This is a genomic window from Alteraurantiacibacter aestuarii (assembly GCF_009827405.1).
GTDB classification, from domain to species: Bacteria; Pseudomonadota; Alphaproteobacteria; order Sphingomonadales; family Sphingomonadaceae; genus Alteraurantiacibacter; species Alteraurantiacibacter aestuarii.
Genome location: NZ_WTYY01000003.1, coordinates 364130 through 376712, shown reverse-complemented (window position 1 = coordinate 376712; position 12583 = coordinate 364130). Strand labels below are relative to the sequence as shown.

Annotated in this window: 9 protein-coding genes; 7 read left to right on the top strand and 2 right to left on the bottom strand. The window is 62.1% G+C overall.

Annotation, left to right across the window (positions count from 1 at the left end):
- Positions 1 to 6: 6 nt before the first annotated feature.
- From GRI32_RS07150 to dxs, 5 genes are all read left to right on the top strand, one after another.
- Positions 7 to 1863 carry a heparinase II/III family protein gene (locus GRI32_RS07150; RefSeq protein WP_202385975.1) on the top strand — a complete coding sequence of 619 codons (1857 nt, stop codon included), beginning with the start codon at positions 7 to 9 and terminating at the stop codon, positions 1861 to 1863.
- Positions 1864 to 1874: 11 nt separating this feature from the next.
- On the top strand, positions 1875 to 3497 hold the full coding sequence (gene purH, locus GRI32_RS07145; protein ID WP_160590714.1) for a bifunctional phosphoribosylaminoimidazolecarboxamide formyltransferase/IMP cyclohydrolase: 1623 nt from the start codon (positions 1875 to 1877) through the stop codon (positions 3495 to 3497).
- 313 nt (positions 3498 to 3810) lie between these two features.
- Complete coding sequence (msrA, locus tag GRI32_RS07140) at positions 3811 to 4485, top strand: peptide-methionine (S)-S-oxide reductase MsrA (protein ID WP_202385974.1); 675 nt, start codon at positions 3811 to 3813, stop codon at positions 4483 to 4485.
- 47 nt (positions 4486 to 4532) lie between these two features.
- Positions 4533 to 4994, top strand: coding sequence for a Fur family transcriptional regulator (locus tag GRI32_RS07135; protein WP_160590713.1), 462 nt, complete (start codon positions 4533 to 4535; stop codon positions 4992 to 4994).
- Positions 4995 to 5047: 53 nt separating this feature from the next.
- Entirely contained in the window at positions 5048 to 6979 is a 1932-nt protein-coding gene (gene dxs, locus GRI32_RS07130) for a 1-deoxy-D-xylulose-5-phosphate synthase (protein ID WP_160590712.1), read from the top strand.
- Between the two features lie 68 nt (positions 6980 to 7047).
- Here the strand turns inward: dxs and GRI32_RS07125 are convergent, their stop codons facing one another.
- Complete coding sequence (locus GRI32_RS07125) at positions 7048 to 8676, bottom strand: peptide MFS transporter (RefSeq protein WP_160590711.1); 1629 nt, start codon at positions 8674 to 8676, stop codon at positions 7048 to 7050.
- Between the two features lie 179 nt (positions 8677 to 8855).
- On the opposite strand from GRI32_RS07125, the gene GRI32_RS07120 reads away from it, so the two are divergent.
- Positions 8856 to 9194, top strand: coding sequence for a GntR family transcriptional regulator (locus tag GRI32_RS07120; RefSeq protein ID WP_160590710.1), 339 nt, complete (start codon positions 8856 to 8858; stop codon positions 9192 to 9194).
- 223 nt (positions 9195 to 9417) lie between these two features.
- The gene (locus GRI32_RS07115) at positions 9418 to 9699 is read left to right on the top strand and encodes an integration host factor subunit beta (RefSeq protein ID WP_160590709.1); all 282 of its coding nucleotides are present in this window, start codon (positions 9418 to 9420) and stop codon (positions 9697 to 9699) included.
- Positions 9700 to 9848: 149 nt separating this feature from the next.
- Here the strand turns inward: GRI32_RS07115 and GRI32_RS07110 are convergent, their stop codons facing one another.
- Positions 9849 to 12428 (bottom strand): TonB-dependent receptor, encoded by a 2580-nt coding sequence (locus GRI32_RS07110; RefSeq protein ID WP_237437433.1) that lies wholly within the window; start codon positions 12426 to 12428, stop codon positions 9849 to 9851.
- Positions 12429 to 12583: the final 155 nt, after the last annotated feature.

Here is a 12583-nt window from a genome sequence, read left to right as displayed (position 1 = left end):
ATGCAAATGGCGATACCCCTTGATGATGATCGACCAGAGGAACTGGCTCTGAAAAGCGCCATTGCCAGCAAGTCCGCAGATATGTCCGCAGATATGTCCGCAGATATGCCCGCAGACATGGCCAAAGACTATTCCGCAGACGCGCCGGTGGGGGCAGGGCGCGAACTGGCGCTGTCCGATTTCAACCCGCCAGACATCAGCGCCGGTGAACGGCTGCTGCGCTTTGCCTATCGCCTGGGTGTTCCCGGCTCCACCTTGTCCGCGCCTTTCCGCAAGCCGCTGCGCCCGCGCCTGCTGGCCACGGTGGAAACGCCGCTGGAGGGGGACCGTGTTGCCGGCATGGCGCTGCGGGCAGGCCATTTCCTTGTCCACGGGGTGAAGGCGCCGATCGCGCAGCTCGATTTCGCGTCTGTCGCCAAGCTGACCCCGCCTTTTGAGCGCGCGGTGCAGGGCTTCTCGTGGCTGCGTGATCTCGATTGCTGCGCCCCGCGTCCGCAAGGCAATGCCACGGCAGAGCGTATCCTCCAGGCGTGGATGCAGGCGAACAAGTCCGCCGACAAGGGCGCGGCGTGGAAGGTCGAAAATGCCGGGCACCGCCTGCTTGCATGGCTGGTGCATGCGCCGCTGATCCTGTCGGGTCAGGACAAGGCGCTGCGCCAGCAAGTGCTGGATGCGATGGCCGATACGGCGCGCTGGCTGGATCGCAACGTTACCCGCGCCGACGATCGTCATGGCGAGGTGATCGGCTGGTGCGCGATAATCGCCGCCGGTTTGCTGCTGCCCGAAGGCAAGCCGCGCCGCCTGTTTGGCGAAGCGGGACTGGTGCGCGCTCTGGGAGAACTGGTGGGCGACGATGGCGGCGTGTTGTCACGCAGCCCGGTGGCGCAGATGCATGTGATCGCGGCACTGATCGACGTTACCGCCTGTTACCGCGCGGTACGGCGCGATCCTCCTCAGGCGATAGAGACAATGCAGGCGCTGCTGGTGCCGCCGCTGCTGGCGCTGACCCATGCCGATGGCTCGCTGGGCAACTGGCAGGGCTCCGGCGCGGTGAAGGCGGAGCGGATAGAGGCGCTGGTGAAGGCCAGCGGCATTCGCGCCCGCCCGCTGCGCGATGCGCGCCAATGGGGCTATCAACGGATCGCCGCCAAGCCCGCGATCCTGCAATTCGATACCTCGCCGCCGCCGCTGGCGCGCCATGCCCGCAATGGTTGCGCATCCACGCTGGCGTTCGAACTCTCGCACGGGGATCACCGGCTGATCGTCAATTGCGGCGGCTCCGCACTGGCGGGCGGGCAGGTGCCGGTGCGCATCGAACAGGGCCTGCGCGCCACTGCTGCCCATTCCACGCTGGTGCTGGGCGATGCCAATTCCACCGCCGTGCTGATCAACGGCAAGCTGGGAACGGGCGTGGGCGAAGTGGAGGTGGACCGCCGCACGATCAAGCTGGACAATGGCGGGGCCACCAGGATCGAGGCCAGCCATGATGGCTATGCCACGCGTTTTGGCCTGATCCACCGCCGCATCCTGATCCTGCGCGACGATGGCAGTGAACTGCGCGGGGAGGACCTGCTGGTCCCCTCCGGCCGCAAGGGCAAGCGCGGCAAGGTGCCCTATGCCCTGCGCTTCCATCTTGGCCCGCAGGTGACCCTCAAGCTGGCCGACAACGGGCGCGGCGCCACATTATCGCTGCCCGATGGCAGCTATTGGCAATTCATGACCGGGGCAGAAAAGCTGGAAACTGAAGAAAGCCTGTGGGTCGATGGCGATGGACGCCCGCATCCTGTAGAGCAGCTGGTGATTCAGGGACTCGCTTCGCGCGGCGGCGGCAATTTCAGCTGGCTGCTGAAGAGAATGGGATAGAAATTCACGACATGACACAGGTTACGATCAAACGGGCGCTCCTCTCAGTGTCCGACAAGGACGGTATTGTGGAACTGGCCCGCGCGCTGGCAGCCAATGGGGTGGAGCTTGTTTCCACCGGCGGCACTGCCAAGGCGATCCGCGATGCCGGGCTGGAGGTGAAAGACGTTTCTGACCTGACCGGTTTCCCCGAGATGATGGACGGAAGGGTCAAGACCTTGCACCCGGTGGTGCATGGCGGATTGCTGGCCGTGCGCGACAATGCCGAGCACAAGGCCGCGATGGACAGCCACGGGATCGGCGCGATCGATCTGCTGGTGGTCAACCTCTACCCGTTCGAACAGACCGTGGCGCGCGGGGCGAGCCGGGACGAGATCATCGAGAACATCGATATCGGCGGCCCGGCAATGGTCCGCTCCGCCTCCAAGAACCATGGTTTCGTGACCATCGTCACCGATCCATCCGACTATGCAGAACTGCTGGCGGAGCTGGACGCGCAGGACGGTGCCACCAGCCTCGCCTTCCGCATCCGCATGGCAGGCAAGGCCTTTGCCAAGACCGCCAGCTATGATGCCGCCATCGCCAACTGGTTCGCCTTTGCCGATGCCTTCTCCAATCCGCTGGGGCCAGACGCGCTGAAAGCCACGCCCTTTGTCGACAAGCTGCCGCTGGCTTTCACCCTGAAGGACACTTTGCGCTACGGCGAAAACCCGCACCAGACGGCTGCGGTCTATCTGCCGCAGAGCGTGGGCGCGCGCGGCATTCCGCAGGCGCAGCAGGTGCAGGGCAAGGAGCTGTCCTACAACAATTACAACGATGCCGATGCGGCGCTGGAACTGGTTGCGGAATTTGCCGGCGGCGATCCGGCGGTGGTGATCGTCAAGCATGCCAACCCCTGCGGCGTGGCCCAGGCACCGTCCCTGCTGCAAGCCTGGCGCGAGGCGCTGGCCTGCGACAGCGTGTCTGCCTTTGGCGGGATTGTTGCCACCAATGTCCCGCTGGATGGAGAAACCGCGCGGGCGATCTGCGAGATCTTCACCGAAGTGGTGATCGCGCCGGGTGCGGACGATGCTGCGCGCGCGGCCTTTGCCGCCAAGAAGAACCTGCGCCTGCTGCTGGTGGAAGATCTGCCCGATGCCGCGCGTCCCGGCCTGCAGATGAAATCCATTGCCGGCGGCATGCTGCTGCAATCGCGCGATGCGGGCGATATCGGACCGGGTGACCTGAAAGTGGTCAGCAAGCGCGCGCCCAGTGCACAAGAACTGGCCGATTGCCTGTTCGCCTGGAAAGTGGCCAAGCACGTGAAGTCCAATGCCATCGTCTTTGCCAGGGATGGCGCCACGGCTGGCATTGGCGCTGGCCAGATGAACAGGCGTGACAGCGGGCGCATCGCCGCCGCGCGGGCGCGCGAAGCGGCGCAGACCGCCGGCTGGGACAATCCGCGCACCATTGGCAGCGCGATGGCGTCCGATGCCTTCCTGCCCTTTGCCGACGGCATTGAAGTGGCGCTGGAAGCCGGTGCCAGCGTCGTGATCCAGCCGGGTGGCGCGATGCGCGATGACGAGGTGATCAAGGCGGCCGATGACGCGGGCCTGGCGATGGTTTTCACCGGGATGCGCCATTTCCGCCACTGATGCTCCACTGATGCGCCACTGCTGCGCTGAAGCTTCAGGAATTCTGATATCGGGCCTGTGATACCGGCCTTTCGGGGCCGCAAAGCCTGCTTCCCCGCCCGAATCACGATGAAGCGACGCAGCGCTGCGGCGAGTTTGCGCCTGTTCAGCCGCATGCAAGACATTCGTGCCTACATAGGGTGCAATAAAGAATTCGCAGAAAGCAATTTCCCATGGGTCTGTTTACCGCCGAACTTTATCGTTCATTCCTTCTCGGCTTCGGTGTAACTGCCGTGGTACTTGCCGCGAATATCCTCCCACACCTTGGAGGTTCATGATGAAGTTCAAAGCCGCACTCCTTGCCGCCGCGCTTGCCGGCGTAGCCATCACCGCCACGCCCTCTTCCGCTGAAGAGGTCTTCAACGCGCCCGTCGCCACTAGGCAGGCGGATGAGAGCGGCTTGCAGACCGCCATTTTCGCAGGAGGCTGCTTCTGGGGGATCGAGGCGATCTTCTCCCACACGCGCGGCGTGCAAAGCGCCGTATCGGGCTATCACGGCGGCACACAGCAGCAGGCGAGCTACTCGCTGGTATCGTCTGGCGTGACCGGTCATGCAGAGGCGGTGAAGGTGGTTTATGACCCGTCTGTGGTCCGTTATGACCAGCTGCTGCAAATCCTCTTCTCGGTTGGTGCCGATCCGACCCTGCTCAACCGCCAGGGTCCCGATCACGGCACGCAGTATCGCTCCGCCATCGTCCCGATGAACGCCGAACAGCGCGCCGTGGCGCAGGCTTACCTGGCGCAAATGGGGCGCAGCGGGGTGTGGGACAGGCCCATCGTGGTGGCGATCGAGAACCCGCGCGCTTTTTATGAGGCGGAGGAATATCATCAGGATTTCTCGCTCAGGAATCCCACCAATCCCTATATCCGCCGTTGGGATGCTCCCAAGGTGGAGGCACTGCGCGAAGAGTTCCCGCAGCTGTACCGCAGCACTTTCCGCACCGGATAAACGCCGCGGCATTTGCCCATGGGGGAAGCTGCACCTATATCGGTGCGATGACGGGTCACAAGCATCACGAACATTCGGGCCTCCGGCTGATTGAGGAGGCTGAACAGGTCCTCACGCAGGCGGGTGAGCAGTGGACAGCCATGCGCGCGGATGTGTTTCGCGCTCTGGCCGCGCAGGAACGCCCTGCCAGCGCCTATGACATTGCCGAACTGGTCGGCCAGAACCGCGGCAAGCGCGTTGCGGCCAACAGCGTTTACCGAATCCTGGACCTGTTCGTGCGCACGAATCTGGCCAACCGGATTGAAAGCGCCAACGCCTATCTCGCCAACAGCCATCCCGGATGCCGGCATGATTGCATCTTCCTGATCTGCGATGATTGCGGCCAGGCAGACCATTTCGATGATGACAAATTGACCACCGCCCTGCGCGAAGCGGGGCAAAAGGCCGGTTTTTCCGATGTGCGCCCGGTGGTGGAGCTGCGCGGACTATGCTCAGAATGCGCCGGTTGAATGCCACGTTCTCGTTCATCGACAGCTTGGGTTGGTGGTTGTAAGACCCTGTAATGACTTTACGGCCCGAAACTCCGCTGCTCGACCAGGTCGACACTCCTCTGGATCTGCGAAAGCTGGAACCCGCACAATTGCGGCAACTGGCAGATGAACTGCGCGCCGAGATGATCGATGCTGTCGGTTCCACCGGCGGGCATCTGGGATCGGGCCTGGGCGTGGTCGAACTGACCGTGGCCCTGCACTATGTGTTCAACACGCCGCAGGACCGGCTGATCTGGGATGTTGGCCACCAGGCCTATCCGCACAAGATCATCACCGGGCGGCGCGACCGGATTCGCACCTTGCGCCAGGGCGGCGGGCTGTCCGGCTTCACCAAGCGGTCTGAAAGCGAATATGATCCGTTCGGCGCGGCGCACAGCTCCACCTCCATTTCCGCAGGGCTTGGCTTTGCCGTCGCCAACAAGCTGACCGGCAATCCGGGCAAGGCCATTGCGGTGATCGGCGATGGCGCGATGAGCGCGGGCATGGCCTATGAAGCGATGAACAATGCCGAACAGGCGGGCAACCGGCTGGTGGTCATCCTGAATGACAACGACATGTCGATTGCGCCGCCGGTGGGCGGGCTTTCGGCCTATCTGGCGCGGCTGATCTCCAGCAGCGAATATCTCGGCCTGCGCTCGATCGCCTCCAAGCTGGCCAAGAAGCTGTCACGCCGGGTGCACCAGTCGCTCGGCAAGGCAGAGGAATATACCCGCGGCATGGTGACCGGCGGCACTCTGTTCGAGGAGCTGGGCTTCTATTACGTCGGCCCTATCGATGGCCATAATCTGGACCATCTGCTGCCGGTGCTGGAAAATGTCCGCGACAGTGAACAAGGCCCGGTGCTGATCCATGTCGTGACGCAAAAGGGCAAGGGCTATGCCCCGGCCGAGGAATCGGCTGACAAATATCACGGCGTGCCCAAGTTTGATGTGGTGACGGGTGAAAAGGCCAAGTCCAAGGCCGGACCGCCCGCCTATCAGAACGTATTCGGGGAAACGCTGGCGATGCTGGCGCAAAGCGATGAGAAGATCTGCGCCATCACCGCCGCCATGCCTTCGGGCACCGGGGTGGACAAATTCGCCGCCGCTCATCCTGAGCGCGCCTTTGATGTCGGCATTGCCGAACAGCACGGTGTGACCTTTGCCGCCGGCCTTGCCGCGCAGGGCATGCGGCCATTTGCGGCAATCTATTCCACCTTCCTGCAGCGCGCTTTTGACCAGATCGTGCACGATGTGGCGATCCAGAACCTGCCGGTACGCTTCGCCATCGATCGCGCCGGACTGGTGGGCGCGGATGGCGCAACCCATGCGGGCAGTTTTGACCTGACCTATCTGGCCACGCTGCCCAACATGGTGGTGATGTCCCCTTCGGATGAAGCGGAGCTGGTCCACATGACCTATACCGCCGCCGAATATGACGATGGCCCCATCGCCTTCCGCTATCCACGCGGCAATGGCGTGGGCGCGGCCATGCCGGAGGTTCCGCAAAAGCTGGAAATCGGCAAGGGCCGGATTGTTCGCGGGGACGAAAAGGGCGGCAAGGTGGCCATCCTTTCGCTCGGCTCGCGTCTGGCAGAAGCGCTGGCTGCGGCTGATACGCTGGTGGCCAAGGGCCTTTCCACCACGGTGGCGGACCTGCGCTTCGTCAAGCCGCTGGATGCAGATCTGATCCGCAAGCTGGCCACCACCCATGAAGTGGTGGTGACGGTGGAGGAAGGCTCCATCGGCGGGCTGGGCGCCCACGTGCTGACGCTGGCCAGTGACGAGGGGCTGCTGGATGGCGGCCTGAAGATCCGCACATTGCGCCTGCCCGATATCTTCCAGGATCACGACACGCCTGAAAAGCAATATGAGCAGGCCGGCCTCAATGCCCCGCATATCGTGGAAACCGTGCTCAATGCATTGCGCCACAACAGCGCCGGCGTGGAAGAAGCGCGGGCCTAGGAGTGCCTGACTGGCTTGCCCGCACCCATGTGCAGGCAGGCTATCAGCAGCAGACTACGGGCCTAACCCTACCCCCGCACCTCCGGATGCATGCCGCCGGCTGACGGTTCACCCACTTCGCTCTGGCCCAGCAGGTCATCGCCCACATTGTCGTCCTCCAGCGTATCGAGGTGCATCCACCGCTTCACAATCGGGCTGAGCGCCAGCACCACCGCGCCCACGCCAATCGCCACCCAGCCTATCTGGTTGTAGACTGTCAGCACCAGGTCGCGGCTCATCTCGCCGCCCTCGCCGCCGGTCGCTTCGCCGATTTTGCCGCCGACGAAATTGCCCACTGCGGTCATGTAGAACCATGCGCCCATGATTAACGATGCCATGAAACTGGGGGCAAGGCGGTTCATGGCGGAGAGGCCAACGGGGCTGAGGCACAGCTCACCCGTGGTGTGCAAAAGGTAGATCAGGAAGACAAACAGCACCGGGGTCATCACTTCGGGGCCGACGGTGTTCGCACCCCAGACAAACACCAGGAAGCCCGCACCCACCTGGAACAATGCCAGGGCGAACTTGGCCGGGGCGGAAGGTTCCAGCCCCCGCTTGCCCAGCCACTGCCACAGCATGGCGAACAGCGGGGCGAACAGGATGATGTAAATGGGGTTGATCGACTGGAACACCGATGACGGCACATTGCCGATCTCCACATAGCGATCGGTGTAGAGGTTGAGGCTGCCGCCGGCCTGTTCGAACAGGCCCCAGAACAGCGGGTTCAGGGCGATCAGGAACAGGATGGCGAAAATGCGTTCGCGTGGCTGCTTGGGCAGCTTGAACGCCTCGTAAAGCACATATCCCAGCAGGCCCACGCCCGACACGATCAGCAGCGTCTGGATCACGTCGCGGTACTGGATCAGACCCCACATCAGGCCCACCGAGGCAATTGCGGCAACGTAGATCGTGATTTCCTTGCTCCTGGCGAGCATGTGGGGCGCTTCACCCGCTCCACGCAGCAGGCCCTTGCCCAGCACGAAGACGATCAGGCCCGCGACCATGCCGATTCCGGCAAGTCCGAAGCCAAAGGCCCAGCCAATGGTTTGACCGAGATAGCCGACCAGGATCGTACCTGCCGCCGCGCCCACATTGATGCCCATGTAGAAGATTGTGTAGGCTGCATCACGCCGGCCATCGGTGAGCGTGTAGAGTTGGCCCACCATCACCGAGATGTTGGCTTTCAGGAAACCGGAACCGACGATGATCAGGGCCAGTGCCAGCCAGAATATGTTGATCGTGGAATCGCCTTGTCCGCCCGTGCCTTCGAAGGCCATGAACAGATGGCCCATCGCCAGCAACACGCCGCCAAACAACACTGCCTTGCGCTGGCCCAGATAGCGATCTGCCAGCCAGCCGCCCAGAACCGGAGTGATATAGACCAGGCTGCCATAGGCGCCGTAGATCACCGTGCTTTCGCCATCGCTGAACAGCCAGTGTTGGGTCAGGTAGAAGATCAGCAGGGCGCGCATGCCGTAATAGGAGAACCGCTCCCACATCTCGGCGAAGAACAGCATGTACAGGCCCTTGGGATGGCCCAGTGGTTCCGGCTGGCGGCTGGCGGCGATCAATCCGCCTGCCACCAGGAAGGCGGCAAGAATGACCGCGGCGATGGCGGCGACCCAGTCGCCCTCGTTCCAAAGTGCCAGCTCTTTCATCGGCCCATGTCTTTCATTGCGATCCCCAGCCCCTTTGTCAGGCGCTTTGCGCGCGCCAAGCGTGGCACCCTAACGGCAGAAACGCGGCTGTGAAGCCTGTTTTGTTGCATGCGAAACCGGGCGGCCTGCCGCATGCAGCTTGACCCGACACGCTGTATTATGGCACTGCATCACCTGACATGAGCGAAACCAAGCCCGTATATCTCCGCCTGCGCGACCGGATTGCCGCCTCGATTATCGAGGGGGAGTATGCCGAGGGCGGGATGCTGCCATCGGTGCGCGCCTTCGCTGCGGACCAGGGCGCAAACCCGCTGACCGTGGCCAAGGCCTATCAGCAGTTTCAGGCAGACGGTCTGATCCGCGTGCAGCGCGGCGTGGGCATGTTCGTTCGCGAAGGGGCGGCAGACAAGCTGCGCAATGCGGAAAGGGATATCTTCCTGCAGGAAGAATGGCCCGAAATCCGCCGCAAGATGGAACGGCTTGATATCTCTCTTGCAGAGCTGACCGACCTGGCCTGAAGCGCCTCGCAGCGCCTCGCAGCGCCTGACATCACCTGTAGCGGGCCTGTCTCAAGGCTTGGTAGCGCGTCCCAATGCGCCGCGCAGGACTTGTAAAAACTCGACAATTGCGCAGGGCACACACTTCTGTCATGTTCACGATCATGTCGGCATGCCATCGGGTCGGGTATGCCGCAAGCTTGGCAATATGTGTCTGGCTTTCGCCGGGCCGAAAGGGACGGAAATGATAAGATCCGAACTGCTGCAATCACTCGCCGAAGACAATCCGGACCTGCGTCCTGAGGAAATCGAGCAGGTTGTCGATGTTTTCTTCGAGGAAATTTCTGCGCGTCTTGCCGAAGGCGGACGGGTTGAACTGCGCGGCTTCGGCACGTTCTCCACCCGGGAACGCGATGCGCGCCTCGGCCGCAATCCGCGCACTGGGGATGCGGTGGAAGTGCCGGCCAAGCGCGTACCCTATTTCAAGCCGGGCAAGGAAATGCGCGAAAGGCTGAATTCAGGATAGCACCGGCCAAGCGCGGTGTGACGGCAGCAATGCCTCCACGCGAAAGGCAGGCATAAGAAAAGGGGCGCGGATCGATGTGATCCGCGCCCCTTTTTCTTGTGATCCTTCCGGACCGAATCTGCCCCCGCACGAGGCGGGGGCATATCCGATTAGAAGCGGCGTCCGACGGACAGTGACCAGGTGCGCGGCAGGCCGGGCACACCGGTAACCAGGCCGAGCGAACCGGTAACGTCGCTGACACTGTTGAAGTAGTACTTGTCGAACATGTTCTGGACTTCCAGAGCAACGTTCCACTCTTCATCAGCAGTGGTGAAGCCGATGCGACCGTTGGCTACGAAGTAACCGTCGATCTTGCTCCAGCTGGTGTTGAAGCTGTCGGTGTAGATAGCCGACTGATACGCACCGTCGACACGGAACATGACCGTACCGGCGTCCATTTCATAGTCGTACTGACCACCCAGGCTGTAGGTCCATTCCGGCGTGTAAGGCGTTACCTCGTTACCGGTCAGGCCAGCAGGAGCGACCGAAGCCGTATCATACTGGAAGTCCAGGTAGGACAGGCCACCATCGAACGAGAGACCGTCAACCGGGAAGGCTGCGAACTCGAGCTCGAAGCCCTTGACCTCGGCAGAGCCGACGTTGTTGGGCTGGAGGCAGGGAGATGCCGGGCAAGCCGAGAGCTGCAGAATGATGTTGGAATAATCATTGTAGAATGCAGCACCGTTCAAGCGCAGGCGACGGTCAAGCAAGTCGGCCTTGAAGCCTACTTCGTACGTGACAATCGTTTCAGGATTGAACGACTTCAGCTGGTTACACGGACCGCCGACATAACCCTCTGCAGGGTCACAGCTACCGGCCGAAGGACCAAAGAACGGACGCGGGTTAACACCGCCGCCCTTGAAGCCCGTCGAAACCGACGCATACATCAGCAACTCGTCGGAGAAGCGGTAGTCGGCCGAGACACGCCAGTCGAAACGATCACCCCGGAAGGAGTCAGACAGGCCGAACAGGCCGGTCAGCAGACAGTTAGGCGTGTTGCCAAGCGAAACCGGGCCACCGAAGTCAGGATCGGCACCGTAGAAGTATTCGCAGATCGGCGGACCATCGGTTTCCGGGTTGTAGTCATCGAAGGGATAGGACCCATCCGGGTTGGACCGGAAGTAGGTGTAGACCTTCTTGTCCTTCGTATAACGCAGACCACCGGTGATGCTCATATCCGGGGTCGGATGGAGCGTAGCAGTACCGAAGATTGCCTTGGTCGTGCTGGGCGTGGTGTCCGGACCGTGGATGAAGTCAATACCAGCGTAGTTGAGGTCAACACGCGCGGTATATTCGCCAGCCTGATCAAGCAGGAAGCCGCCAACCGTACCTTCGACCATGCCATCGGCGAGTTCGAAGTTCAGGCGCAGTTCCTGGCTCCATGCGCGGTGGTTCAGCTGGTTGTCCAGCTGTGCCACGGGAACAGGAGTTGCGTCCTGATCCTGGCCCCACTTGGATTCATATTCACGCCAGGAGCTGATCCAGACAACCTGCAGGTCGTCCATCAGATCATAGGTGACATTGCTGTGAATGCCCCAGCCGGTGAAGTCCTGGTTCTGCAAGGCAGAATAGGGCTTGTAAGGCGCCTGGGAAGTCGGGGTGCGCGCATCCAGGAAGTTGGAATATGCGATGAAGCCCGGATCACCAAAGGCGTTGCCGATGTTGTCGCAGCTGTATGGGCCGTTCGGAACGAAGGCGCAGTTTACCGGAACAGCGTCGCCATCAAGGCCCGTGAGCCAAGGCAGCGATTCGTAAGCACCGTAACCGACGAGCTCATCATCATCGTTATAGATCTCGGTTCCGGCAATGCCATTGCCGACACTTGCGGCAGGATTGTCAGAGAACGGATCGAACGCTGTCGCACCACCGGTTGCCTTACCGGCAGCCAGCAGAACGGTCGGACCAGCTTCACCCTTGGTGGAGGAGAAGTCAGCCGAGATGTTCACTTCCAGGCGATCGGTCGGAACCCAGCGCAGCGCAATACGACCAGCAGTCGTGTTGGAACCGCCCATCGTGGTGTTGTCAGGGTTGCCGCGTCCACGAGCATTGTTGCTGGGAACGTTGGAACCCGGATGGGTCAGGCCGTAATCGAGCTGGGTGACATAGCCGTCCACGCTGCGGCCGAAGCCGGATACGCGGGCGAACAGATTATCAGCCACTTCGAAGTCGGCCATGCCGCGCAGTTCCATACGGTCAAAAGAACCGTAGGTTGCGCGCAGATAGCCTTCGCCGCTGCCTTCAGGACGGGCGCTGAACAGCTTGATCGAACCACCGATGGAGTTCTTGCCAGCCAGCGTGCCCTGCGGACCGCGCAGAACTTCGATGCGATCGAGATCCATCAGTTCCAGCAGCGAGCTGGAGAGCGTCGGGATGAACACGTCATCGACATAGACACCCACACCCGGATCGAGCGCGTAGTTGAAGTCGACCTGGCCGACGCCACGAATAAAGGCGATCAGGCCCGAGCCACCGTTCTGGGGCTGCGGCTTGAGAGTTACGTTCGGTGCCTGTGCGGCGACCTGTGCAATGTCGGTCTGGCCGCGCGCTTCGAGCATTTCCGCGTTGACGGCGGTAATGGCGATTGGCGTGTCCTGCAGGTTGGTTTCGCGGAATTCCGCAGTCACGACGATGGTGTTGGTGCGCGCACCTTCATCACCTTCGGCGTCCTGAGCATATGCTGGCGCGGCCATGCTTGCCACTATGGCAAGCGACGACGCAACGCTGAGCGTCTTGAACTTCATCAGGCATCCTCCCCTGGCGAGACCCGAAAGAGGCGCTCGCTTGGTGTTACGATTGTGTCCTGGCACGCCTTTAAACAGCTGTGCTCTAAGACCGGTAAGGAGGA